19 protein-coding genes and 1 tRNA gene are annotated in these 25,859 nt (G+C 67.8%); 6 read left to right on the top strand and 14 right to left on the bottom strand.

Annotated elements, in window-relative coordinates; genetic code table 11:
• The first annotated feature begins 147 nt into the window (after positions 1 to 147).
• The 3 genes from DEU35_RS12745 to DEU35_RS12755 all read left to right on the top strand — a co-directional run bounded on the left by DEU35_RS12745 (position 148) and on the right by DEU35_RS12755 (position 3,057).
• Positions 148 to 513: an SdpI family protein gene (locus DEU35_RS12745; RefSeq protein WP_116239735.1), complete on the top strand. Its 366-nt coding sequence runs from the start codon at positions 148 to 150 to the stop codon at positions 511 to 513.
• 112 nt (positions 514 to 625) lie between these two features.
• On the top strand, positions 626 to 1,162 hold the full coding sequence (locus tag DEU35_RS16875; RefSeq protein ID WP_147301874.1) for a hypothetical protein: 537 nt from the start codon (positions 626 to 628) through the stop codon (positions 1,160 to 1,162).
• 320 nt (positions 1,163 to 1,482) lie between these two features.
• Positions 1,483 to 3,057: a hypothetical protein gene (locus tag DEU35_RS12755; protein WP_116239737.1), complete on the top strand. Its 1,575-nt coding sequence runs from the start codon at positions 1,483 to 1,485 to the stop codon at positions 3,055 to 3,057.
• A 108-nt stretch (positions 3,058 to 3,165) separates the two neighbouring features.
• Here the strand turns inward: DEU35_RS12755 and DEU35_RS12760 are convergent, their stop codons facing one another.
• On the bottom strand, positions 3,166 to 3,804 hold the full coding sequence (locus DEU35_RS12760) for a hypothetical protein (RefSeq protein ID WP_116239738.1): 639 nt from the start codon (positions 3,802 to 3,804) through the stop codon (positions 3,166 to 3,168).
• Positions 3,805 to 4,100: 296 nt separating this feature from the next.
• Here DEU35_RS12760 and DEU35_RS12765 point away from each other — a divergent pair, with 296 nt between their 5' ends.
• A complete protein-coding gene (locus DEU35_RS12765) occupies positions 4,101 to 4,562 on the top strand; it encodes a hypothetical protein (protein WP_258873561.1) in 462 nt (153 codons plus the stop codon).
• On the opposite strand, the gene DEU35_RS12770 is transcribed toward DEU35_RS12765, so the two are convergent.
• The 7 genes from DEU35_RS12770 to polA form a co-directional block, all read right to left on the bottom strand.
• Positions 4,559 to 5,116, bottom strand: a complete 558-nt coding sequence (locus DEU35_RS12770; protein ID WP_147301875.1) for a DUF6578 domain-containing protein — start codon at positions 5,114 to 5,116, stop codon at positions 4,559 to 4,561. The genes DEU35_RS12765 and DEU35_RS12770 overlap by 4 nt on opposite strands.
• Before the next feature lie 29 nt (positions 5,117 to 5,145).
• Positions 5,146 to 5,955, bottom strand: a complete 810-nt coding sequence (locus tag DEU35_RS12775) for an SDR family NAD(P)-dependent oxidoreductase (protein ID WP_116239741.1) — start codon at positions 5,953 to 5,955, stop codon at positions 5,146 to 5,148.
• Positions 5,956 to 6,175: 220 nt separating this feature from the next.
• The gene (locus DEU35_RS12780; protein WP_116239742.1) at positions 6,176 to 6,940 is read right to left on the bottom strand and encodes an SGNH/GDSL hydrolase family protein; all 765 of its coding nucleotides are present in this window, start codon (positions 6,938 to 6,940) and stop codon (positions 6,176 to 6,178) included.
• 209 nt (positions 6,941 to 7,149) lie between these two features.
• Positions 7,150 to 8,484, bottom strand: a complete 1,335-nt coding sequence (locus DEU35_RS12785; protein WP_116239743.1) for an MFS transporter — start codon at positions 8,482 to 8,484, stop codon at positions 7,150 to 7,152.
• Complete coding sequence (locus tag DEU35_RS12790) at positions 8,481 to 9,551, bottom strand: LLM class flavin-dependent oxidoreductase (protein ID WP_103209618.1); 1,071 nt, start codon at positions 9,549 to 9,551, stop codon at positions 8,481 to 8,483. The genes DEU35_RS12785 and DEU35_RS12790 overlap by 4 nt, the downstream gene beginning before the upstream one ends.
• A gap of 98 nt (positions 9,552 to 9,649) precedes the next feature.
• Positions 9,650 to 11,326, bottom strand: a complete 1,677-nt coding sequence (locus tag DEU35_RS12795) for a DUF885 domain-containing protein (protein ID WP_116239744.1) — start codon at positions 11,324 to 11,326, stop codon at positions 9,650 to 9,652.
• Between the two features lie 226 nt (positions 11,327 to 11,552).
• Positions 11,553 to 14,189, bottom strand: coding sequence for a DNA polymerase I (polA, locus tag DEU35_RS12800; RefSeq protein WP_103209614.1), 2,637 nt, complete (start codon positions 14,187 to 14,189; stop codon positions 11,553 to 11,555).
• Positions 14,190 to 14,249: 60 nt separating this feature from the next.
• Here polA and DEU35_RS12805 point away from each other — a divergent pair, with 60 nt between their 5' ends.
• Complete coding sequence (locus DEU35_RS12805; protein ID WP_103209985.1) at positions 14,250 to 14,681, top strand: hotdog fold thioesterase; 432 nt, start codon at positions 14,250 to 14,252, stop codon at positions 14,679 to 14,681.
• A gap of 154 nt (positions 14,682 to 14,835) precedes the next feature.
• On the opposite strand, the gene DEU35_RS12810 is transcribed toward DEU35_RS12805, so the two are convergent.
• A complete protein-coding gene (locus DEU35_RS12810) occupies positions 14,836 to 15,456 on the bottom strand; it encodes an ANTAR domain-containing response regulator (RefSeq protein ID WP_103209612.1) in 621 nt (206 codons plus the stop codon).
• A 122-nt stretch (positions 15,457 to 15,578) separates the two neighbouring features.
• Between DEU35_RS12810 and DEU35_RS12815 the strand changes: the two genes are divergently transcribed.
• Positions 15,579 to 17,045 carry an ATP-binding protein gene (locus tag DEU35_RS12815; protein WP_147301876.1) on the top strand — a complete coding sequence of 489 codons (1,467 nt, stop codon included), beginning with the start codon at positions 15,579 to 15,581 and terminating at the stop codon, positions 17,043 to 17,045.
• A 51-nt stretch (positions 17,046 to 17,096) separates the two neighbouring features.
• Here the strand turns inward: DEU35_RS12815 and DEU35_RS12820 are convergent.
• From DEU35_RS12820 to lgt, 5 genes are all read right to left on the bottom strand, one after another.
• A tRNA-Leu gene (locus DEU35_RS12820) sits at positions 17,097 to 17,177 on the bottom strand.
• Positions 17,178 to 17,265: 88 nt separating this feature from the next.
• The gene (pyk, locus tag DEU35_RS12825) at positions 17,266 to 18,711 is read right to left on the bottom strand and encodes a pyruvate kinase (protein WP_116239746.1); all 1,446 of its coding nucleotides are present in this window, start codon (positions 18,709 to 18,711) and stop codon (positions 17,266 to 17,268) included.
• Positions 18,712 to 18,765: 54 nt separating this feature from the next.
• Positions 18,766 to 20,232: a glutamate synthase subunit beta gene (locus DEU35_RS12830; protein ID WP_116239747.1), complete on the bottom strand. Its 1,467-nt coding sequence runs from the start codon at positions 20,230 to 20,232 to the stop codon at positions 18,766 to 18,768.
• On the bottom strand, positions 20,225 to 24,802 hold the full coding sequence (gene gltB / locus DEU35_RS12835; RefSeq protein WP_116239748.1) for a glutamate synthase large subunit: 4,578 nt from the start codon (positions 24,800 to 24,802) through the stop codon (positions 20,225 to 20,227). The genes DEU35_RS12830 and gltB overlap by 8 nt, the downstream gene beginning before the upstream one ends.
• Positions 24,803 to 24,854: 52 nt before the next feature.
• The gene (lgt, locus tag DEU35_RS12840; protein ID WP_103209599.1) at positions 24,855 to 25,859 is read right to left on the bottom strand and encodes a prolipoprotein diacylglyceryl transferase; all 1,005 of its coding nucleotides are present in this window, start codon (positions 25,857 to 25,859) and stop codon (positions 24,855 to 24,857) included.

Raw genomic sequence — 25,859 nt, forward strand, 5'->3', positions numbered from 1 at the left:
CCGCGGGGGGGGCCGCCCGGCCGGCGCGGGGGGCGCGGGGGGGGGCGCGGGGAAGGGGGTCCCGGCGGGGGGGTTCGGGGGGGGGGGTTTTTTTGGGTTCCCCCCCCCCCCCCCCCCCCCCCCCCCGGCGGCGGTTAGGCTCGAACGGTGGGCGGGGAATTTCTGGGGCAGATGATTGTCGCCGTGGTCATGGCCGCGGGGGGAGTGCTGTTGATCTGGCAGGGATGGGCAGCGGCCTCCGGTCGGTTGACGCGCAATTCGGTGGCAGGCATACGCACAGCGAGCACGATGGCCTCCGATGAAGCCTGGCTCGCCGCTCACCAGCGCGCCAAGACGCCCACCGTGGTTGCCGGAGCACTGAGCATCGCGGCGGCCCTCGTCGTGCTGTTACCCGTCCCGTCCGGGGTGTTCGTCGCTGCGGTGCTCGTGAGCGCTCTTCTCGATGTCGTGTTGGTGTTGTGGGGCGCCGTCGTCGGCGTACGCGCCGCACGTGCTGTTGTTACGGACGGATAACGGTGAGCCAGAGGTGCGCGCCGTGTGATCTCGGTCACCCCGCTTCCGTGTCATGGACACGGCAGTGATGCCGCCGACGAAGCCCTCGCACTCAGCTCGAAGGACGACACTGATGGCCAGAACAGGCGCATCTCGCCGCCGCATGGTTCTGACGCTGACGGTCAACCTCGCCGGTATCGCGTGGTCCGTCGGCGCAGCCTTCGCGTTGTGGATTGCAGGTGTCGTGCTGTGGCAGTACACGACGTCCTGCAGCGTCGTCAGTCCGCTCACACTGCTCGCTGTATGCGGCGGGGTGTTCGTGGCTGCGACCTGCGCCGGCGCTGTACCAGCTTCACTCACTCGGTTCCGAGGATCGCCGTGGATGGCAGGGTTTGCTATCGCCTGCTCGGCGGTTGCTTTCTGGCTCTACGCAATGGTCATCGCGGCAGCTCTAATGTTCGGTCTCAGCGGAGGTTCATCGCGTTGGTATGAACTGATTACCGGCGCCATCATCACACTGGCTCCTTCGTTTGCACTAGCCGGCGCGAATGTCTTGGCCGCAGCGACGATCAGCGCGCCCCGCAAGGCGATGCGCAGGCTGACTGCATGGGCCGTGATCATGTCGGCTGTTGCGGCCATCGCCAGCATCGGGAACGTCGCCGCCTGCTGATCCTGGTGGGCGTGTCTCAGGCCCTCGAACCTGCGCGCCAGGCTTCTGATGGGTTCGCGCGCATTAAAGCCGATAATGTACATTATGTCAGTCTAACGTCGCGCGCCCGCCTCGAGTGCTCCCGTCGCTGCGGCTGCAGGCGCTGCGACGGACTGTGGCGCGAACGATACGCTTCTTCCGATATAGTCCATTTTGTCCCGTTCTGGCCCGATCTGTGAGGAAGGGCGGGCCGCGAATGTGTCGACCCACTGCACGACGAGGCGACGGCCCAGCGGCGGAGAAGCTGCGCAACCGCTCAGCGGACGACTGAAGGAGTTGAAATGCGACCGCCCACCCATCGGCGATTCGGACTGTTCACGGCCCGGAAGCTTCTCGCGACGACGCTGATCGTCGTGGCCGTGGCTGGTGTCATCTCCCCCACCTCCGCCACGGGCGCCTGGTTCACTGACGCGAAGTCGGTGCCGGGCAATTCCCTGACGTCGGCAACGCTCGACGCGCCCCGGAATTTCCGCAACACCTGGAGCTCGTCCTCTGGGAACACGCTCTCTTGGGACAGCGCGACGTCGCAAGCCTGGGCGACGGCGAACAACGTCACGTCGGGCATCACCTACCGCGTCACCCGTCATGTGGGCTCCTACCCCGCAAAAGATCTCTACACGGGGTCTGACACCTCTTTCACCGATCCGAATCCGCGAGGGCGCAACTTGCGCTATTCGCAAGTTTCGGCGGGGCAGAAACACACGCTGGCGATCGATGAGAACGGGTACATCTGGGCGTGGGGATACAACGGCAAGGGCGCTTTCGGTGACGGAACGACGACGTCGACCGACACCCCCCAGAAGACGGTCCTCCCGACGGGGCGCACTGCCATACAGATAGCAACCGGCAACATGTGGTCCGCTGCCCTGCTGGACGATGGAACGGTCTGGACGTGGGGATACAACGTCGGCAATCTCGGTATCGGCAACACCGACAACCAGGTGCTCCCCCAGCTCGTGGAGTTCCCGAACGGCGTCCGGATCACGTCCCTCGGCCAAATCTTGGGCGACTCCCAGACGATGTTCGTCATCGATCAGAACGGTGCGGTTTGGGATTGGGGTATGAACGACCGTGGGCAGCTCGGCGACGGCAGTACCAACAACACAACGAGGCCGCATGTCATCCCGGACCTCCGCGTCCGCTACCTGTCATCGATGGGCGCACATGTCATCGCGGAGGGAACGGACGGCAGTGTGTGGTCGTGGGGTGACGGGAGCGACGGTCAGGTGGGCGACCACAGGTATCAACAACGTCTTACGCCCTACCGAGTTGCCATGCCATCGGCCGCGGGCCGCGTCGAGCAGGTCTCGTCCGGCGGCACCTACTCCGTCGTCCTGGATTCGAATGGGGCCATCTGGATGTGGGGTTCGATAAAGGTCGGCGCATCGTCACAGTTGGATCCGACGGCCATTTCTACGCCTCGCCTTCCGAGTGGCGTGCAGGCCGCGCAGGTGGCTACGGGCCCCGATATGCCTACCGCGAACCCCTCCTACTTCATTCCGAGCGTGCTCATCGGCCTTTCGAACGGCGCCATGCTCCAGTACGACATCGACGACGACAACGGCGTACTCCGCTACAACCTGGTGCTCGATGGCCATTTCATCACGGAACTCTCCGTCGGTGGTGCGGAACGCGTTGCTCGAACGACGGATCAATCCACCAGCGGACTGTACTTCTGGACCATCTCCAGTTCGGGCAAGCAGTCGGATGCAGGGGTCGTCTGGTCGCCCGTGATCTGTCCGTACATGACACGGAAAGCCTCGGACGGCTCCTGTGTCTGGGATGGGCAGCTGAGCTACTCCGTCGATTATCAGTACGGACCCTGGCGTTCTGACTACAGCGGTCTCGTCCTATAGGGCAAGCTGCACCGGAGGCAAGCGCCCACGGGCTTCGGCAGGTGAGCGAAGCCGGCTGAGACGCCCTGCGGCGTTGCTGTGCTCGATGCTGGATGTGGGCGAACGGTGTCAGAGGCCGAGAACGGCCAGCGCGACGGTCACCGTGATGTCGTCGGCCGGCGCGTAGGACTCGCTGCCCGAATCATCGTGTCGACCATCGTGCAGCTCGATCGACACACCGGGGACGTACACGTTCGAGTATCCCGGGCTGCCGGCGGCGCCGTCCGTGGTCCACCGGATGCCGAGACCACCGACGCCGTCGAGGCGGGGGTCGTCGATGGGGGTCGCGGTGAGGTGGAGCATCTTGCCCTGCATCGCCAGCGCATCGCGGGTCGGGATGTCGTCGGCGGCGCTCACGGTCACGCTAGCGAAGGGTCCGTCGTCAGGTGCCGACCACTGGCAGAGGACTCCATCATCGGCGATGCTTTCGCCGACGAGCGTCATCCCGCTCACGAAGGACGGGATCACGCCGGTCACCTGCTCGCAGCTCGTGATGTGCGGGAAGGGTCTGGTTGAGTCCGTCGCTGCGTCGTCGGAGGTGCCCGTGTCATCGGTCGACGCGGCGTGATCCGGGGCGAGGCTGTCCCCCGTGTCGTCCACGGCGGTCGCGCACCCGGCGAGGAGGGACGTTGCGATCACACAGGTGACGAGGCCCGCCGTCGCTCGGCCGATCGGGTGATGGCGGAAGGGGGTCAGGTCGAGCGTCATCGCAGTCCTCAGAGCAGGAAGTGGTGTTATCGGTCGATAACACTACGGCAGGCTCTTCGCCATCCGCACGGCGTGTTCATTAAAATTCGATGAGTGATTGCCGCCCCGCACAAAGCCCCCCGCAGCCTTCCGGTCCCCGCGAATACCGGCCATCTTTTGCGTGCCGAAGGCGGCCACGTCGACAGCCCCCGGCCCTGACGGAGATCGACGAGATGCGTCCTTCACGCGTGCACATCCTGGGTGCGAGCGGTAGCGGAACGACAACCCTCGGTCACGCGCTGGCCGCACGATGGGCGGTGCCGCATGCCGACGCGGACGACTACTTCTGGATACCGACCACTCCCCCGTTCCTGCGCAAAAGGGACGAGGCGCAGAGGGTCGCGTTGATGCGCGAGATGTTCGTGTCCCGTCCCGCGTGGGTGTTGTCAGGGTCGATGCTCGGGTGGGGTGAGTCGGTCGTCGTCGAGTGCGACGCGATCGTCTTCGTCACGTTGGACCCGGCGGAACGCCTGCGCCGGCTGGAAGAGCGCGAGATCGTCCGTCGCGCAGGCCGACCTCACGACGACGACGCGTGGCGCGTCTTCAAGACGTGGGCGGAGGGATACGACGACCCCACCTTCGACGGCCGTAACCGTGTCGAGCACGACACATGGCTCGCGGCGATCGGCAAGCCGGTGCTCCATCTCGATAGCCGGTCGACGGTGGAGGAGTTGACGGATGCCGTGTGCGGGTGGGAACCCGCTGGCGCGACGTCCTAGCGTTTCGTCTGGTCGACGTCGACGAGCCACCCTCTGCGCACGCGCACCCGCTGTTCACCGGGCTCGGGCCCGTCGGGGCCGTCAACGGAGACCGGACCATGCGACTCGTGCCGCTCGCCCGGAACCGCATCGGTGGGAATCAGCTCGACCGCGTGCGGCACGGGCTTGGACACACGCATCCATCGTGATGGGCGCAACCCGAGGAAGACCGCGCCTCCGCGGTCGCCGAGTGAGGACGGCGGGAGGCCCACGTCCACGGGATTCGCGTCATCTCGCGGTGCACCGTACCCGGGATGACGGGGACTCGAACGGGTCACGGTGTCTTGCAGGACGATCTGGATGCGCGTGGCGCGGCCTTGGACGCGATCGTTCGTGGTGGCCTGGGGATGCCGCCGCTCGAAGGCGCCGACCGTCGCGGCAAGCTCGGCGCCGAGGTCTCGGACGAACTCGTCGGAAGGCGTCCGTCTATGAACCACGAAGTCCACTTCGTCATTCAGGGTGAACGGGTCACCGCAACAGTTCCACTCCGTCGAATCCAGCCAGACGCGCGTCATACCGTCCACGCTCAGGGCGCGGGTGTCGCTCAGTCGCTCCGCACCCACCCTGCCGTCACGCCCAGCACGCGCGAACCGTCCAGGTCGCCCAGCGAGAGACCTGCGAACTGGGTCGCAGCGTCCGAGGTCTGCCAGCGGAAGCGCGGCGCCGACGTGGTGGCCGCCTCGACGACGGTCTTCGCGGCATCTGCCGCCGACTGCGCCGACGCGAATGACGTGGCCGCGCGATCGAGGTACGCCTGCTGCAACTCCGCGTACGGGCCGGGGGCCGCGCGGTGCACCGAGTCGACGAAGGACGAGGCGACGGCAGCCGGTTCGACGATCGATACGTCGACACCGAACGGCGCGACGACGGGGGCGAGCGACTGCATGAGCCCCTCGACGGCGAACTTCGCGGCGCAGTACGCGTCCGAGAACGGCTGTCCGACCGCTCCCCCGACGCTCGTCACGGTGACGATGCGGCCGCTCCCCCGCTCGCGCATCCCGGGAAGGACCAGACGGGTGAGACGCGCGACGGAGAGGTAATTCGTCTCGAGCTGCTCCTGCAGCTGGTCGTCGCTCACCTGCTCGAGTGTGCCGACGGCGCCGCGTCCGGCGTTGTTCACGAGGATGTCCACGGGTCCGGCGGCATCGATCAGGGCGCGTGAGGCCACGGCATCCGTCACATCCAACGCCCGGATGTCGAGTTCGACGCCCGCTTCGGATGCCGCGGAACGCAGGGCGTCCGCACGCCCGGTGTCGCGGACCGTCGCGATGACCGCCACCCCCTGCTGCGCGAGCTGGATGGCGGTGTGCAGGCCGATGCCGCTGGTGGTGCCGGTGACGAGTGCGAGAGTCATGGTTTCATCATGCGCCTCGGATCCCATGTGTGCGGTGTGCGGGGGTTGTCCGGAGGACGATGCCAGGGTGATCGCGTGGAGGTGACGAAACGACGGGTGCCTCAGATCGTCGTGACAACGGCGTCGTGCGCCTCACGGCGAGCATCGACGGGGTGTTGCCCCTCGGCAGGTGAGGGGAATGAGCGGATGCCAAGACCCAGCGTTCTCGGCACGACGTGACTCAGCCGCGCGGCATGAGCTGCACCCACCCGCCGCCGAACTTCGCCTGGCGGCCGTCGCCGGAGGAGGTGCCGGTGAGGCGGCGGCGCACCCACGGGGCCACGTGCTCGCGGTAGTACGCCGAGCCCTTCAGCCGCTGCGTCTCGGGAATCTCTTGCAGGTGCCACCACTCCGCGGGCGGGGTGAGGCCGACCGACTCGATCACGCGGGCCGCGACCCGGTGGTGGCCGCGGGCGTTCATGTGAAGACGGTCGACCGACCAGAACTCGCCGCCGGCCAGGTCGCGGTCGAACCAGTTGTAGGCCGTGATCACGTCAGGTCGGGCCTCGAGACGCTTCTCGACGGCGCGCGAGAGGCGATCCCCGCGGGCTTCGATGACCTTGCCGAGCGGAAGCCCCGCGGTGGGGTTCGCGCCCGAGAGCACGATGAGCTGCACGCCCTCTTCATCGCAGCGGCGCACGACGTGGTCGAAGAGGTCGACGATCCGGTCGATGCCGGTCCGCGGGCGCAGCATGTCGTTGCCGCCGCCGTTGAACGACAGGTGCGTCGGCTTCAAGGCCAGCGCCGGCTCGAGCTGCTGCGCGACGATCGGCTCGATCAGCTTGCCGCGGATCGCGAGGTTCGCGTACTCGATCGGCTCGCCCGCGGCATCCGCCCATCCCTGCGCGGCCAGGTCGGCCCACCCCCGGACGGTTCCGTCGGGCAATTCGTCGCCGACGCCTTCGGTGAACGAGTCGCCGATCGCGACGTAGCGGACGGATGCCATGGCTCGAGCCTACGCCGGACGCGGTGGGAGCCGGTCGCGGTGAGTCCCGGGTTCGGCTCGCGGCGCGGGGCGGCCCGCGCGCTGCTGTCAAAGGTGGTGCGAGGGCACCGACATCGCGGGGTGCAGGACGCATTCCCTCGTTCGGGGCGAAACTCTCCCGCCCTGAACGACGGATCCCGGCGCAGACGCCTGAGGCGCCACGGGAGGCGTTACGCCAGCGCCCGACCGCGCTGCTCGCGCAGGAAAAGCGCCGCGACCACGGCCACGGCGAAGAACGCGGCGAACACGACGAACAGCAGCGGCGCTCCCCCGACGCCGAGCAGAGGCGGCACGGCGAGAGGGGCGACGATCGACGCGATCCGCCCGATCCCCGCGGCCCAGCCGGACCCGGTCGCCCGAAGCGGCGTGGGGTACGTCTCGGGCGTCGCGGCGTACAGAGCTCCCCACGCGCCGAGGTTGAAGAACGACAGCGCCATGCCCGCGGCGATGACCGCGATCTCGCCGGTCGCCGTGCCGAAAAGGACCGCGGCGACCGCGGAACCGGCGAGGAAGGCCGCGAGCGTCGCGCGCCGCCCCCAGACTTCGATGAGCCAGGCGGCGACGGCATAGCCGGGCAGCTGCGCCAGCGTGATGACGAGGGTGAAGCCGAACGAACGCACGAGGTCGTACCCCTGGGCGACGAGGATGGTCGGGATCCAGATGAACGCCCCGTAATACGAGAAGTTCACGCAGAACCACAGCACCCACAGCGCCGCCGTGCGCGCCCGCAGCGCCGGGGACCAGAGGGCCCTCACGCGGGGACGGGGGGCGGGAGCGGATGCCGGGACTCCCTCGGTCGACGCCTCGAGGGCGATCCGACCGGCCGCGGCCTCGAGATCCCGCACGATGACGATCGCCTCGGCATTGCGTCCGCGCGAAGCCAGCCAGCGCGGCGATTCGGGCAGGCCCCACCGCACGATGAGCGCGTACACCGCGGGGATCGCACCCAGTGCGAATGCCCAGCGCCAGCCATCGGCGGACGACGGCACGACGAGATAGCCGATGAGGGCGGCCGCGGTCCACCCGACGGCCCAGAACGCCTCGAGGAAGACGATGAGCCGACCCCGCATACGGGCGGGCGCGAACTCGCTGACGTAGGTCGAGGCCACCGGCAGCTCGGCCCCGAGGCCGAGACCGACGACGAAGCGGAGCACGAGCAGCGCTGCCAGACCGCCCACCAGCGCACTCGCACCGGTGGCCACGCCGTACACCAGCAGAGTCAGGGCGAAGACGTGACGCCGACCGAACCGGTCGGCCAACAGTCCGCCGACGCTCGCCCCGATCGCCATGCCGGCGAAGCCCGCCGACGCGATCCACGACGCCTGCGTCGGCGCCAGTTGCCACTGCACGCTGAGGGCCGCGATGACGAACGAGATGAGCCCCACGTCCATGGCATCCAGGGCCCAGCCCAGACCCGACCCGCCCAGGATCCGGCCGTGACGACGGGTGAACGGCAGCGCGTCGAGGCGTTCGGACACCCGGATGGTGTCGGTCGTCGTGGTCACCGGATGCCGGGAGCGTCGACTGACGCCGGGGTGTCGGCGAGCATCTCCTCGACGAGGGGACGCACCTTCGTGCCGTACAGCTCGATGCTCGACAGGAGTCGGTCGTGCGAGATCGACCCGCTCGCGATCTTCATCTGGAAACGCGAGTTGCCCAGCGCTCGCACGGTCGCGGCGATCTTGCGGGCCACCGTCTCGGGCGAGCCGACGTACATCGACCCCTCGGGTCCGACGTCGTGCTGGAAGCGCATGCGGTTGTACTCGGGCCAGCCCCGCTCGCGGCCGATGGTGTTGTTGAGTTCGGCGACGCCTTCGAAAGCCTCGTCCCACGCCTGCTCGTCGGTCTCGGCGACGTGGCCGGGAGAGTGCACCGAGATCGGCATCTGCGGCTTGCCGAGCTCGGCCAGCGAACGTCGGTACAGGTCGGCGTAGGGGCGGAATCGGGCCGCCGAGCCGCCGATGATCGCGAGCACGAGACCGTAGCCGTAGCGAGCCGTCCGGACGACCGACTCGGGAGAGCCGCCGACGCCGACCCAGGCGGTCAGGCCCTTCTCGGTCTTCGGATAGACATCGGCATCCTGCAGCGCGGCGCGCGTGCGGCCCGACCAGGTGACGGGCTTCTCGGTCAGTAGGTGCGAGAACAGCTCGAGCTTCTCCTCGAACAGCTGCTCGTAGTCGGCGAGGTCGTAGCCGAAGAGGGGAAACGACTCGATGAAGGAGCCGCGGCCGAGGATGACCTCGGCACGTCCGTTCGAGATGGCATCCAGCGTCGCGAAACGCTCGTACACCCGCACCGGGTCGTCGCTCGAGAGGACGGTCACCGCGGTTCCGAGGTGGATGTCCTTCGTGCGCGCGGCGGCGGCGGCCAGGACGATCTCGGGGCTGGTGACGGCGAAGTCCTTGCGATGATGCTCGCCCACCCCGAAGAACGACAGGCCGACCTCGTCGGCGAGGACCGCCTGGTCGACGACGTTGCGGATGGTCTGCGCATCGGACAGCAGCGACCCGTCGGGCGCGCGCGAGATGTCTCCGAAGGTGTCGAGGCCGAGTTCGAGGGGACGGGCGTCCATGGGATCTCCTTGCATTCGGATGAATGAACTTTACGCGACGGCGGAGTATTCCCCGCATCGCCGAGGGGCGCCCGTTCTGCGGACGCCCCTCGGGGAGATCAGGCGGATGCCAGGGCTGCGCGCAGGGTGTCGAGACCCACGCCGCCGATGTCGAGCGCACGCGTGTGGAACTGCTTCATCGAGAAGTCGGCACCGCGGCGCTCCTGCTCTTCGTCGCGCACCTGCTCCCAGATGCGCTGACCGACCTTGTACGACGGCGCCTGTCCGGGCCAACCGAGGTAGCGGTTCACCTCGAAGCGCACGAACTCCTCGCTCATGTTGACGTTCTTCAGCATGAACGCCAGCGCGTAGTCGTGGTCCCACACGCCGGTGCCGTCCAGGCGCGGCTTCTGCAGGTGCACGCCGATATCGAGCACCACGCGGGCGGCGCGCATGCGCTGACCGTCGAGCATGCCGAGGCGGTCGGCGGGGTCGTCGAGGTAGCCCAGCTGCTCCATGAGGCGCTCGGCGTACAGCGCCCAGCCCTCGGCGTGGCCGCTCGTGCCCGCGAGCAGACGCCGCCACGAGTTGAGCTGGGCGCGGTTGTACACGGCCTGTGCGATCTGCAGGTGGTGGCCCGGAACGCCCTCGTGGTACACCGTCGTCAGTTCACGCCAGGTGTCGAACGTGTCGACACCCTCGGGCACCGACCACCACATGCGCCCCGGCCGCGAGAAGTCGTCGGTCGGACCGGTGTAGTAGATACCGCCCTCGTTCGTGGGAGCGATCATGCACTCGAGATTTCGGATGGGGGCGGCGATGTCGAAGTGCGTGCGGCCGAGTTCTTCGACGGCCCTGTCGCTCGTGCGCTGCATCCACTCCTGCAGGGCCTTCGTCCCGCGGAGCTTGCGCGACTCGTCCTTCTCGAGGAACGCGACCGCTTCCTCGACGCTCGCGCCCGGAAGGATCTCGTTCGCGATGGCCTCCTGTTCGGCGACCATGCGCGCGAGTTCTTCGACGCCCCACTCGTACGTCTCGTCGAGGTCGATCTCGGCACCGAGGAAGTGGCGCGAGTGCAACGCGTACAGCTCGCGGCCGACCGCGTCGGACTCACCGGCAGCGGGAGCGAGCTCCGACGACAGGAACGACGCGAGCGAGTCGTACGCGACCCGCGCGGCGTTGGCGTTGGTGGAGAGGTCACGAGCGAGGGATGCCGGCAGCTGACCCTCGTCGGGAGCAGCCTCGCTCACGAACTCGGCGAAGAACCCCGTGTCCGAGGTGTAGCGGGCGATCTGCGTGACGACCTCCGTCACCTGGCGGCGGGCGGGAACGACGCCCTCGCTGATGCCTCGACGGAGGGTCGACATATAGCCGTCGATGGCACGGGGCAGGTCCTTCAGTCGCGCCGAGATGGTCGACCAGTCGTCGGCGGTCGCCGTCGGCATGAGGTCGAAGGTCGAGCGGATGTCCTGCGCGGGAGACGCGATGACGTTCAGGTCGCGCAGATGCGTCTTCGCCTCGTGCTGCTCGATCATCAGGTCGAGCTCCCGGACCAGGTCCATCTTGGTGACGGTGTCGATCGCGTCGACCGTGTCGGCACCGTCGAGAGCCGTCCTGGCCGCGCGGGCGTCGGCGATGAGGGCCTCGGCACCCTCGAGGCTGTAGTCGCCGAAGCGTCCGTTGTGCTCGAAACGCCCGATGTAGGTCGCGAGCGTCGGCTCTCGCTCGGCCAGTGTGTCGACCCACGCGTCCGCGATCGTGTCGATCGGCGTGGGGGTGCGTTGTGCGTCAGTCATCCTCCGAGCCTAGGGAAGCCGCGACCCGCGCGCACGCATCGCTGGCCTGAAGCGGTTCAGAGGGGGCTCACGGGGGGAGATCTCGGCAGCGGAGGAGCCCGAGGCTCGTGCGGGTCCTCACCTTCCGGAGCCTCCTCCCTCGGCACGTGGGGCCGGGGCGTTGCGCGCGGCACGTTCGCGGCCTCGGGCGACACCCCGTCGACCGTGGCGGCGAACGGATCGGCGCTTAGTGTCCCGCCTCGTCCCAGTCGCCTCCGCGCCCGATCTGCACGTCGAGCGGAACCGACAGGTCGGCGGCGTCGGCCATGCGCGCGCGCACGATCTGCTCGACGGCATCCCACTCCCCCGCCGCCACCTCGACGACGAGTTCGTCGTGGATCTGCAGCAGCACGCGCGAACGCAGGCCCGCGGACGCGAGTTCGTTGCGGATGCGGAAAAGCGCGACCTTCATGATGTCGGCGGCGCTGCCCTGGATGGGGGCGTTGAGAGCTGCGCGCTCGGCGTTCTCGCGCAGCACGCGGTTCATGCTCGTGAGGTCGGGGAACGGCCGGCGCCGGCCGAAGATCGTCTCGGTGTAGCCGTCTTGACGAGCCTGCTCGACCGATCCGCGCAGATAGTCGCGCACGGCGCCGAACCGGGCGAAGTACTCGAGCATGAGCTTCTTGGCCTCGGACTGCTCGATGCGCAGCTGCTTCGAGAGGCCGAACGCCGACAGACCGTAGACCAGTCCGTAGGACATCGCCTTGACCTTCGTGCGCATGGCCGGTGTGACGTCGGCCGGCTCGACGCCGAAGACACGCGCCCCCACGAAGCGGTGCAGGTCTTCGCCCGAGTTGAAGGCCTCGATAAGCCCCGGGTCCCCCGACAGGTGCGCCATGATGCGCATCTCGATCTGCGAGTAGTCGGCGGTGAGCAGCGTCTCGTAGCCCTCGCCGACCTCGAATGCCGCGCGGATGCGACGGCTCTCCTCGGTGCGGATCGGAATGTTCTGCAGGTTCGGGTCGGTACTGGAGAGGCGCCCGGTCTGGCTGCCGGTCTGCACGTATGTCGTGTGAATGCGGCCGTCGGCGCCCGTCGCGGTGTCGAGGGCGTCGATGATCTGCTTCAGCTTCGTCGCCTCGCGGTGGCGCAGCAGGAGATCGAGGAAGGGGTGGGCTGCGCTCTCTTGCAGGTCGGCGAGGGCGGCGGCATCCGTCGTGTACCCGCTCTTGGTCTTGCGCGTCTTCGGGAGCTGCAGCTCGTCGAACAGCACCTCCTGCAGCTGCTTGGGCGAGCCCAGGTTGACCTCGTGGCCGATGGCGGCGTACGCATCGCGTGCGAGCGAGTCGGCGCGCGCCCCGAGCTCGGCCGAGAAGCCCGCGAGCTTCTCGTGCGAGACGGCGACGCCGGCGAGCTCCATGTCGGCGAGGGCCGTGAGGGTGGGCAGTTCGATGTCGTCGAGCACGCTCGCGACCGTCTCGGGCATGTCGGCGCGCTGCGCCTCGGCGACGCGGCGGGTGAACCACGACAGCTGGCTCGGGGTCGCGCCCTCGGTCTCGGGTACCAACTGAGTCGGGTCGGCCACCGGCAGCTTCTCGTCGAGCGTGCGCTCGACGAGGTCGCCCAGCGTCTTGTCGGGGAAGCTCGGGCGCACGAGCCACCCGGCGAGGATCACGTCGAACGCCACACCGCCCACGGCCACACCCTCGCGCGCGAGAGCCTTGATCTGGGGCTTGGCGTCGGCGAAGACCTTGGGGGCGTCGGATGCCAGCCACGCTGCCAGCGCGTCGCGCACGGCCGGCGTCCACTCGGCCTCGACCGCGGCGTCGGCCGAGGCGAGTCCGACCGCGGTGGGCACGCCACCGGCCAGTGTCACGGTGACCCCGATTTCGCCGGTCGCATCGGCGGCCCACGCCGCGAGAGCTGCTGCGTCGAGCTGCGACGGTGTCGGGGCCGTGGCGGTGGGGCGCTGTTCTTCGACGATGCCCGCATCTGCGCCGAGAGCGTCGAATACGCGAGGCAGCAGGGTGCGGAACTCGAGACGCGCGAAGATGTCGCGCACAGCCTGTGCATCGAGCGGGTGCATCTTGAGGTCGCCGGGGCCGACCGGCAGCTCGACGTCGCGCAGCAAGCGGTTGAGCGCGCGGTTGCGGCGCACACCGTCGATGTGCTCGCGCAGGTTACCGCCCACGACGCCGGTGATCTTGTCGGCGTTCTCGAGAAGGGCGTCGAGCGAGCCCCACTGCGTCAGCCATTTGACGGCGGTCTTCTCTCCCACCTTGGGCACGCCCGGCAGGTTGTCGCTGGTCTCGCCGACGAGGGCCGCGATCTCGGGGTACTGCGCGGGCGGAAGGCCGTACTTCTCGATGACGGCGGCGGTGTCATAGCGCTTGAGCTGCGAGACTCCCTGCACGTTCGGGTAGAGCAGCGTGACGTCGTCGGTGACGAGCTGGATCGTGTCGCGGTCGCCCGAGCACACCAGCACCTCGAAGCCCTGCTGCTCGCCCTGCGTGGCGAGAGTCGCCAGGATGTCGTCGGCCTCGAAATCCTCTTTCGCGAGCACCGGCACGCCCATGGCGCGCAGACAATCCTGGAGAAGAGGGATCTGGCCCTTGAACTCGGCCGGCGACTCGCTGCGGTTCGCCTTGTACTCGGCGTACTCGCGCGTGCGGAACGACTGTCGCGACGTGTCGAAAGCGACCGCGAGGTGCGTCGGCTTCTCGGCCTTTACGAGGTTCACGAACATCGACAGGAACCCGTAGATACCGTTGGTGTGCTGGCCGTCCTTCGTCGAGAAGTTGTCGACCGGCAGGGCGTAGAACGCCCGGTACGCCAGCGAATGGCCGTCGACGACGAGGAGAGTAGGCTTTTCGGCATCCGTCACCCCTCCAGCGTAACGAGAACCACGGACACTCCCCCGGCCCCGGCCCGATCGAAGGCGATGATGACCTCCACGACTCCCGACACGACCTCCGGCCTCGACTGGGCGAAGGAGCGCGGAATGGGCGCCCTGGCCGAGAAGATGGGCATCGAGTGGGTCGAGTTCTCGGTCGAGCGCAGCGTGGCCACCATGCCGGTAGAGGGCAACACGCAGCCTGTCGGTCTGATGCACGGCGGTGCCTACGTCGTCCTGGGCGAGTCGCTCGGATCGATGGCGGCCAACCTCTACGCCGGGTCGGGCAAGCTCGCCGTGGGCATCGACATCAATGCCACGCACACGCGCTCCGCGACCTCGGGCGTCGTGACGGGCGTCTGCACGCCGATCCACCTCGGCCGTTCGCTGACCGTGCATGAGATCGTCGTGTCCGACGAACAGGGCCGCCGCTGCTCGACGATCCGCATCACCAACATGATCAAGGACGCCTCGCGCTCCTGACACGCCGAGGGACCCGGGCTTCGGCAAACCCGCGGGGCCGCGCGATGGCCCGCGGCCGCCGAGGTGCGGCGCCACCCGATCGCACCGCAACCGGGTGCACAGAGACGAAAAATGGATGCCACCGCAGTGGCATCCATTTCACGAGAAGTCCCGCTCAGCCCTTCTTGGGGGCCAACTGCTCGATGATCGCCTTCGCGACGTCCTGCATGGTGAGGCGGCGATCCATCGACGCCTTCTGGATCCAGCGGAAGGCCTCGGGCTCGGACAGGCCCATCTTCTCGTTGAGCAGGCCCTTGGCGCGGTCGACGAGCTTGCGGGTCTCGAAGCGCTCGACCATGTCGGCGACCTCGGCCTCGAGCGTGATGATCTGTTCGTAGCGCGCGAGGGCGATCTCGATCGCCGGAAGCAGGTCGTTCGGGGTGAAGGGTTTCACGACATACGCCAGGGCGCCGGCTTCGCTGGCGCGCTCGACGAGCTCTTTCTGGCTGAACGCGGTGAGCAGCACGACGGGAGCGATGTGGTTCTTGCTGAGCTTCTCGGCAGCGCTGATGCCGTCGAGCTGCGGCATCTTGACGTCCATGATCACCAGATCAGGGCGCAGCTCGGTGGCGAGCTGAACGGCAGTCTCGCCGTCACCGGCCTCGCCCACCACGTCGAAACCGTTGTCGCGGAGGATCTCGACGATGTCGAGGCGGATGAGCGACTCGTCTTCCGCGACGACGACACGGCGGGGGGCTGCCGGAGCGTTGGCCGGAACGGCTTCTTGATCAGTCACGGAACCATCCTAGGCCGGGAACGGTTCTGTGTCGGTCCGCATGCTGGATCTCCGGCTCTGACAGTGTGGGTTGGACACAGCAGCCGGTGCTCTGTGGCGTTGCGCCGGGGGAAGCAGGTCTCGTGTCGCGGGTGGTGAAGAACAGAAGTTCCGCCGTTTGGCAGCGACTGGAATTGATCGACGGTCTCGTCCAGCGGTTCGATGTCGAGTCGTCTCCTGTGCTGGCCCCCGGGTCGATCGAGCTTCGACGGTTCACCGCCTTCGCGGGAATGCATGGCGCAGGCAAGAGCTATCTCCTTGCGGCAATCGGGGATGGCCTGCCGGGCTGGCAGTCCACGCTCGGCTTACCGATAGAGAACGACGGCAGTGACGCTCGACTCAGCGGCTCGTATCGTCTCCATCTCGAGCATCCCGCAGTTCACGAGATCGCGTACTCGCGCCCGCTCCACTGGGAGCAGCGTCGCAGCGAAGATGAACGCCACGAACCACTTGTCGTGACACGTCTGACGGCATACGTCGCAGAGAGTGAGCGCGCCATGGCCGCTCAGGAAACCGTCTTCTTGCGGCGCTTCAGAATGATCGAGCGGGATGAGCTCACCCGGAGCGAGATCGACATCGTCGGTCTCATCACGGGGCACGTTTACGAACGCGTCGTATACGGAGTACTCGGCGAAGGGCATGACATGTTCCCATTCGTTGAAGCGATGCGTGACGGACGAGTGGTGAACTCCTGGTCGATGAGCGCGTCGGAGTATTGGGTGCACTTCGTTCTCCAGCATCTACGCGGCGCAGACGCGAACGAGCTCGTCTTGATCGACGAGCCTGAGACGTCGCTCGCGCTGCCTGGCCATCGACCGTTCATCGACGAGATCGCTCGGCTCACCCTTTCCACAGGATGCCAAACTCTGATCGCAACGCATTCGGAGACCATGCTGGAACGTGTCCCGCCCGCATTGATCCGTCATGTCGGTGCCTCGGAGGACGGAAGCGTCGTCACTCCCATCACCAACGCTGCATCACTCCTCAGTTCGCTCGGGCGGTCACCGAGGCCGGTTGCATGTCTCCTCTTCGTGGAGGACGACTTGGCAATGCAGATCCTTCACGAAATCCTTCGCATCTTCGCGGCGGACGAGCTCGACAGGTTCGACGTCGTCGGCAGTGCCGGGAAGGACGAGGCTATCCGCGCCGCCAAGTTGGTCGCTCGATCGCGACGGTTGAGTGCGATGGCTGTGCTCGACGGTGATCAACGAGAGTGCGGAGCCGCCGACGACGTTTCGTTCCTGCCCGGCACTCAAGAACCTGAGTTGATGCTTGTGAACGCGCTGAGGAGCGACGTCGATGAGTCCTCGAACGCTCTCCGCGTGGACCCCGTCGATCTGCGCGTGGCGCTCGACGCTGTCCGGTTCTCCACGCACCAGCGAGTGTTCGTCGCGATAGCCGAATCGCTGAATGGCGTCAGCGCTGAAGAGCTACGCTCACACGCGATTCGGCTCTGGCTGTCGGACTCTGCTGTGCTCGCCGAAGCGAGGGCGTTGGCGGAGCAGCTACTCGGGCGCATTTCTCACGCCAGATCGTTCGTCTCTCGCTGACCGGCTCCTTCGCTGCGCGAGGAGCCGACACGAGACTCGGTCAAACAGGAGTACCGGTGGTGGGACTCGAACCCACACGTCTTTCGACAGAGCATTTTGAGTGCCCCGCGTCTGCCATTCCGCCACACCGGCAGGTGTTGCTTTCCAACCTACCGGCGGTGACGCCGGGGTGGGAACGTGAAGACGCGCGCCGGGCGAACCCGGCGCGCGTCACCGAGGGTCAGACCTCTTTGTACACCGGGGCAGCACCGTGCACGGCATCGCCGACACGGTGTACGCGCAGGTCATTCGTCGAGCCGGCGATTCCGGGAGGGGAACCCGAGATCACGACGACCTTGTCCCCCACCTCGGCCAGCTTGTTCGAGAGCAGGTACTCGTCGACCTGCAGGAACATCTTGTCGGTGTGCGACACGTGCTCCACGAGGGTGGAGCGCACGCCCCACGTCAGTGCCAGGCGGCGGCGGATGCCGGGCTCGGGCGTGAACGCGATCATGGGGATGGTCGAGCGCAGGCGCGACATACGACGCGCCGAGTCTCCCGACTCGGTGAAGACGCAGAGGAACTTCGCCTCGACGAAGTCGGCGACCTCGACGGCGGCGAGGGTGATGGCTCCACCCTGCGTGCGGGGCTTGTTGGTCAGGGGTGCGATGCGCTCCAGGCCGTGTTCCTCGGTCGAGGCGACGATCCGGGCCATGGTCTCGACGACCACGACCGGGTAGTCGCCGACGCTCGTCTCGCCCGAGAGCATGACCGCGTCCGCGCCGTCGAGGACGGCGTTGGCGACGTCGGAGGTCTCTGCACGCGTAGGCACCGGGCTGGTGATCATCGACTCGAGCATCTGCGTCGCGACGATGACCGGCTTCGCCATGCGGCGGGCCAGCTCGACGGCGCGCTTCTGCACGATCGGAACAGCCTCGAGGGGCAGCTCGACGCCGAGGTCGCCACGGGCGACCATGATGCCGTCGAATGCGTCGATGATCTCCTCGAGGTTGTCGACCGCCTGCGGCTTCTCGATCTTGGCGATGACGGGGACGTAGCGTCCCTCTTCGGCCATGATCTCGTGCACGCGCTCGATGTCTTTGGCATCGCGGACGAACGAGAGGGCGATGAGGTCGGCGCCGGCGTTGAGACCCCAGCGGAGGTCCGCCTCGTCCTTCTCGCTGAGCGCGGGGACGTTGACGGCCACACCGGGCAGGTTGATGCCCTTGTTGTTGGACACCGGCCCGCCGACGATGACCTTGGTGGTGACGACGGTGCCGTCGGTCTCGACGACCTCGACGCGGACCTTGCCATCGTCGATGAGCAGGAAGTCGCCGGGGCGGACGTCCTGGGGCAGGCCCTTGAACGTGGTGCCGACGATCTCCTTGGTGCCCAGGATGTCTTCGACGGTGATCTTGAAGATGTCGCCGGGAAGCAGGTCGTGAGGGCCGTTCTCGAACTTGCCGAGGCGGATCTTCGGGCCCTGCAGGTCGACGAGGGCCGCGACCGGTCGGCCGGCGTCCTCTGCCGCCTTGCGCACGTTGGCGAAGTTGGCGTCATGCACGGAGTAATCTCCGTGGCTCAAGTTGAGGCGGGCGACGTCCACCCCGGCGTCGATGATGGCGCGAACCATCTCATACGACGACGTGGCGGGCCCGAGTGTTGCGACGATCTTGGCGCGTCTCATCCGTTTTCAAGCTCCGTGAGGATTTCGGGAAGTGGCCGATCGGCCCTTGCCAGCTTAGGCGGGCAGGAGGCCGATGGCGACATCGGTCGGGCGCACCGGCGCGGGCAGCACCGTCTCGCCCATGAGGAACGTATCGACCTCGGCGGCGGCCGCGCGGCCTTCGGCGATGGCCCACACGATGAGGGACTGTCCGCGACCGGCATCTCCGGCGACGAACACGCCCGGGGTGGTGGTGGCGTAGGTCGCGTCACGTTCCACGTTGCCGCGGTTCGTGAACTGCGTGCCGAGCTGGCTCTCGAGGTGCTCGCGCTCCGGGCCGGTGAAGCCCATCGCGATGAGCACCAGGTCGGCCGGGATCTCGCGCTCGGTGCCGCTCTTGGGGACGCGTCGTCCGTCGACGTACTCGGTCTCGGCGACGCGCAGAGCACGCACCTCGCCCGCGGCATTGCCGAGGAACTCCACGGTGGAAGCGAGGAACGTCCGCTCCCCGCCCTCTTCGTGAGCGGATGCCATCTCGAACAGGTTCGGCATCATCGGCCAGGGCTGCTCGGCCGGCCGTTCGGACGGCGGCTGCTTGCCGATCGCGAGGTTGGTCACGCTCAGCGCGCCCTGACGGTGCGCGGTGCCGATGCAGTCGGCTCCGGTGTCGCCGCCTCCGATGACGACGACGTGCTTGCCCGCGGCGCTGATCTGGTGCGGCACCTGGTCGCCCGCGACGGCCTTGTTGCCCTCGACGAGATACTCCATGGCGTAGTGCACGCCGTCGAGATCTCGGCCCGGGATCGCGAGGTCGCGCGGAACGGTGGAGCCCGTGGCCACCACGACGGCGTCGTACCGGGCCCGCAGGTCGCTCCACGAGACGTCCTTGCCGATCTCGACGCCGGCGCGGAAGCGCGTGCCCTCCGCCTGCATCTGGCGAAGGCGCAGCTCGAGGTGGCGCTTCTCCATCTTGAAGTCGGGGATGCCGTAGCGCAGCAGGCCGCCGATGCGGTCGTCGCGCTCGAACACCGCGACCGTGTGGCCGGCGCGCGTGAGCTGCTGGGCGGCGGCGAGGCCGGCGGGGCCGGAGCCCACGACGGCGACCGTCTTGCCGGTCAGTCGCTCCGGCGGCTCGGGCTCGACCCAGCCGTTGCCGAACGCCTCGTCGATGATCGAGACCTCGACCTGCTTGATCGTCACGGCCGGCTGGTTGATGCCGAGCACGCACGAGCTCTCGCAGGGGGCGGGGCAGAGGCGCCCGGTGAACTCCGGGAAGTTGTTCGTCGCGTGGAGGCGCTCGATGGCTGCGCGGCCCTCACCTCGCCACGTCAGGTCGTTCCACTCGGGGATGAGGTTCCCGAGCGGACAGCCCTTGTGGCAGAACGGGATGCCGCAGTCCATGCACCGACCGGCCTGGCGCTTGATGACGGCCGAATCCCCCGGCTCGTACACCTCTTTCCAGTCCATGATGCGCACCGGCACCGGCCGGCGCGGCGGGAGCTCGCGCTCCGTCGTCTTGAGAAAGCCCTTCGGGTCAGCCACCCGTCACCTCCAGAATGCGCTTCCAGACGACGTCGCCGTCGGGGTCGAGCCCCTCGGTGACCGCCTCCTGGCGGGTCTGCAGCACAGCGGCGTAGTCGCGCGGCAGCACCCGGACGAAGTTGTCCACCTCGGCCTCGAAGTCGTCGAGCAGACGACGGGCCAGCGTGGAATCGGTCTCTGCGACGTGCTTCTCGAGTAGGTCGCGGAGGATCTCGGCATCCCCCGATCCGAGGGAACCGAGTTCGAGCTCACCGGATGCCATGGCCTCGCGGTTCACCAGGTCACGGTCGAGCTTGTAGACGTAGGCCTGACCGCCCGACATTCCGGCGCCGAGGTTACGACCGGTGGCGCCGAGGATCACGGCGAGGCCGCCGGTCATGTACTCGAGCGCGTGGTCGCCCACGCCCTCGACGACCGCGGTGGCACCCGAGTTGCGCACGAGGAAGCGCTCCCCCACCACACCGTTCAGGAACATCTGCCCCTGCGTGGCGCCGTAGCCGATGACGTTGCCGGCGATGACGTTCTGGGACGCCTCGAACGTCGAGCCGCGCGGCGGGCGGACGACGATCGTTCCGCCCGACAGGCCCTTGCCGACGTAGTCGTTCGAGTCGCCCTCGAGCCGCAGCGTGATACCGGCGGGCATGAACGCGCCGAACGATTGTCCGGCCGAACCCGTCAGGCGCACGTCGATCGAGTTCTCGGGCAGACCGTGCTCGCCCCGCGCCTTGGTGACGTGGTGTCCGAGCATGGTCCCCACCGCGCGGGCGGTGTTGCGGATGGGCAGGTCGATCGTGAGCTGACCGCCGCTGGCGATGACGTCCTGCGCGCGCTCGATGAGCTGCACGTCGAAGTGGTCGTCGAGCTCGTGGTCCTGGTTGCGGGCGTGGCGGCGCGGTTCGTCCTCGGCGAAACGGGGCCCCTCGAGGATCGGCGCGAGGTTGAGGCCCCGTGCCTTCCAGTGCTGGATCGCCTCATTGGCATCCAGCAGCTCCGAACGACCCACGATCTCGTCGATCGAGCGGTAGCCCATCGCGGCGAGGTACTCGCGTACCTCCTGGGCGATGAACTCCATGAAGTTGACGATGTACTCCGCTTTGCCGGTGAAGCGTTCGCGCAGCACCGGGTTCTGCGTCGCGACACCCACGGGGCAGGTGTCGAGGTGGCACACGCGCATCATGATGCAGCCCGACACGACGAGCGGGGCGGTGGCGAAGCCGAACTCCTCGGCGCCGAGCAGCGCGCCGATGATGACGTCGCGCCCGGTCTTCATCTGCCCGTCGACCTGCACGACAACGCGGTCGCGCATGCCGTTGAGCATGAGGGTCTGCTGCGTCTCGGCCAGGCCCAGCTCCCACGGGGTGCCCGCGTGCTTGAGCGAGTTCATCGGGCTCGCGCCCGTGCCGCCGTCCTGGCCCGAGACCAGGATGACGTCGCTCAGCGCCTTGGCGACTCCCGCCGCGACCGCACCGATACCCGACTGGCTGACGAGCTTCGTGTGGATGCGAGCCGAGGGGTTGGCGCGCTTGAGGTCGAAGATGAGCTGCTTGAGGTCTTCGATCGAGTAGATGTCGTGGTGCGGCGGCGGCGAGATGAGCCCGACGCCGGCGGTCGCGTGACGCGTGCGCGCCACCCACGGGTACACCTTGGTCGGCGGCAGCTGACCTCCCTCGCCGGGCTTAGCGCCCTGCGCGAGCTTGATCTGGATGTCGTCGGCCTTGGTGAGGTACAGGCTCGTCACTCCGAAGCGACCGGATGCCACCTGCTTGATGGCACTGCGGCGCTCGGGGTCGAGCAGCCGGTCGACGTCTTCTCCGCCCTCGCCGGTGTTCGACTTGCCGCCGATGCGGTTCATCGCGACGGCGAGCACCTCGTGCGCCTCTTTGGAGATCGAGCCGTAGCTCATGGCACCGGTCGAGAAGCGCTTGACGATCGCCGAGACGGGCTCGACCTCGTCGATCGGCACCGCGGGACGCGTGCCGGTGCGCAGGCCGAAGAGGCCGCGGAGCGTCTTGAGCTCGTGTGCCTGGTCGTCGATCAGCTGCGTGTATTCGCGGAAGATGTCGTACCGGCGCTCGCGCGTCGCGTGCTGCAGGCGGAACACCGTGTCGGGGTTGAACAGGTGCGGGGCCCCGTCACGGCGCCACTGGTACTCGCCACCGGTCCACAACCGCTCATGCGCACGCGCCGCCGCGTCCTGCGGGTAGGCGTACTCGTGGCGCGCGGCGTTCTCGGCCGCGATGACGTCGAGGCCCACCCCGCCGAGCTTGGTCTCGGTGCCGGTGAAGTAGGAGTCGATGAAGTCGCGCGACAGGCCCACGGCCTCGAACACCTGGGCGCCCGCGTACGACGACACCGTCGAGATGCCCATCTTCGACATGATCTTCAGCACGCCCTTGCCGAGCGCGTAGATCAGGTTCTTGACGGCCTTCTCGGGCGTGACGTTCGTGATGAAGCCGGCGCGCACGAGATACTCGACGGTCTCCATCGCGAGGTACGGGTTGACCGCCGACGCGCCGTAGCCGATGAGGGTGGCCACGTGGTGCACCTCGCGCACGTCGCCGGCCTCCACGACGAGACCCACCTTCATCCGCGTCTCTTTGCGGATGAGGTGGTGGTGGACGGCTGCCAGCATGAGCAGCGACGGGATCGGCGCCAGGTCTTTGTTCGAGTCGCGGTCGCTGAGCACGATGAACTCGGCGCCGTCCTCGATGGCCTGGTCGACCTCGGTGCACATCTGCGAGAGGCGCTTCTGCAGGCCCTTGTGCCCCGCCTCGACGCGGTAGAGACCGCGGATCGTCACCGAGGAGCGACCCGGCAGAGCCGTGTCGATGTGCTGGATCTTGGCGAGCTCGTCGTTGTCGATCACGGGGAAGTCGAGCGTCACCGTGCGGGTGTGCTCGGGCCCCCAATCGAGGAGGTTGCGCTCGGGACCGAGACCCAGTGACAGCGAGGTCACGACCTCTTCGCGGATCGAGTCCAGCGGCGGGTTGGTGACCTGCGCGAACTGCTGCGAGAAGTAGTCGAACAGCAGGCGTGGCCGATCGCTGAGCACGGCGACGGGAGCATCGCTGCCCATCGCGCCGAGGGGCTCGGCACCGGCCTGACCCATCGGGGTCAGCAGGATTCGCACCTCTTCTTCGGTGTAGCCGAAGGTGCGCTGACGACGCGTGATCGAGGCGATGGGGTGAACGATGTGCTCGCGCTCGGGCAGCTCGCTGAGCTTGACCCGGCCCTTGTCGACCCACTCGCCCCACGGGTGCAGCGCTGCGAGTTCGGACTTGATCTCTTCGTCCTCGACGATGCGCCGCTGGGCCGTGTCGACGAGGAACATACGACCGGGCTGCAGGCGTCCGCGGCGCTTGATGCGCTCGGGAGCGAAGTCGAGCACGCCGGTCTCGGAACCGATGACGACGAGACCGTCGGTCGTCTCGGTCCATCGACCCGGGCGCAGGCCGTTGCGGTCGAGGGTCGCGCCGACCAGCGTGCCGTCGGTGAAGATGAGCGCGGCGGGTCCGTCCCAGGGCTCCATCTGCATGGAGTGGAAGTCGTAGAAGGCGCGCAGGGCGGGGTCGATCGTCGCCTGCTTCTCGTACGCCTCGGGGACCATCATCATGATCGCGTGGGGCAGGCTGCGGCCGGTGAGGGTCAGCAGCTCGAGGACCTCGTCGAAGGACGCCGAGTCGCTGGCACCCTCGGTGCAGATGGGCAGCAGCGGGCGGACGTCGCCGATCAGCTCGGATTCGAGCTGCGACTGGCGCGCGCGCATCCAGTTGCGGTTGCCCTTGACGGTGTTGATCTCGCCGTTGTGCGCGAGCATGCGCAGCGGCTGCGCGAGCGGCCACGACGGGAACGTGTTCGTCGAGTAGCGCGAGTGGACGACGGCGAGCTCGGACGCGAAGCGCTCGTCCTGCAGGTCGGGGTAGAACGGCTCGAGCTGGAGTGTCGTGACCATGCCCTTGTAGCCGAGCGTGCGACTCGACAGCGACACGAAATACGCCTCGAGCTCGTGGCGGGCGCGCTTGCGCAGGCGGTAGACGCGGCGATCGAGCTCGATGCCCGAGAGTGCCGGTCGATCGCCCGTCGCGGGACGCGAGACGAACAATTGCTCGAAGGCGGGCCGTGCCTCGTACGCGAGCTTGCCGAGGTTCTCGGGCTCGACCGGCACCTCGCGCCAGCCGAGCACCTCGAGGTTCTCGTGGCGTGCGATCTCTTCGATCCCCGCCTTCATCGCGGCCCGCTCGTCGTGGCCGAGCGGCAGGAACACCATGCCGGCCGCGTACTCCCCCACCGGCGGCAGGTCGAAGTCGACCACCGCGCGCAGGAACGCGTCGGGCATCTGGGTCAGGATGCCGGCACCGTCGCCGGTGCCCGCGTCGGAACCGATGGCTCCGCGGTGCTCGAGGTTGCGCAGCGCCGTCAGCGCCAGATCGATGATGTCGTGACCGGCTTCGCCGCGGAGAGTGGCGACCATGGCGAGGCCACAGGCGTCTTTCTCGAACGACGGGTCGTACATTCCCTGACGGGCGGGGAATGCGCCTCCGACGGTGTCGGAACGCAGGCTGGAAGCCATATCAACCGTCCTCACGTTGATGCTTCGAATGGGACGACGTCGGCCCAGGAAATTAGTTCGTGGCGGGGCTGCTTGTGGCGCTGGTGCCGACGGTGTCGCTCGTCGCGGGCGGCTCGCTCACGTCGACGAAGTCAGAGGGGTCGCCTGAGTCTACAGCCCCCGGAGCCTTCGACTCGCGACCCGGCGCGTACGGCGACGGCTCGTAGCCGTGGTGGCGACGCGACTGGACGACGAAGATGACGATGCCGAGGATCACGCCGAAGATGGCAGCCCACACGTTCGTGCGCAGGCCCAGGATGATGTCGCTCGGGTCGACGCGGATCGATTCCCAGACGATTCGGCCCGCGGAGTACCAGACGAGGTAGATCGCGAACTGCTTCCCCCACTGCAGCGTGAAGCGCTTGCCGACGTACAGGATCACCGCGGCGCCGAGCAGGTTCCAGATGACCTCGTAGAGGAAAGTCGGCTGGAAAAGGGTGCCCGATGGCAGTCCGACCGGGATGGCGGGGTTTCCCGAGGCGATCTCGAGGCCCCACGGAAGGTCGGTGGGCTGGCCGAAGAGCTCCTGGTTGAACCAGTTGCCGAAACGCCCCATCGCCTGGGCGATGATGAGGCCCGGAGCCAGGGCGTCGGCGAAGGTCCAGAAGCGGATGCCGGTCCAACGGCATCCCAGGATGGCGCCGATCGCGCCACCGATCAGGGCGCCGTAGATGGCGATGCCGCCCTCCCAGATGGCCCACACGGAGCCCGGCTGGGTGATGTTCCAGGGGTTCGAGCCCGGCCCGAAGTAGAAACCGGCGTGCGTGGCCACGTGGTAGATGCGCGCCACGACGATCGCGAGCGGGACCGCCAGCAGGCAGATGTCGATGACGACCCACTTCTCGGCACCTCGACGCGTCAGGCGCGCGTTCGTCAGGAAGATCGCGACGATGATGCCCGCGACGATGCACAGGGCATAGAAGTGGATACGAAGCGGGCCGAGGTCGACGTACGAGATGGTCGGGCTCGGGATGCTGGCGAGCACGCCGGAGGCGGCGCTCGAGAGGGCGAACGTCAT

The organism is Microbacterium sp. AG157 (assembly GCF_003385695.1).
Classification (GTDB): domain Bacteria; phylum Actinomycetota; class Actinomycetes; order Actinomycetales; family Microbacteriaceae; genus Microbacterium; species Microbacterium testaceum.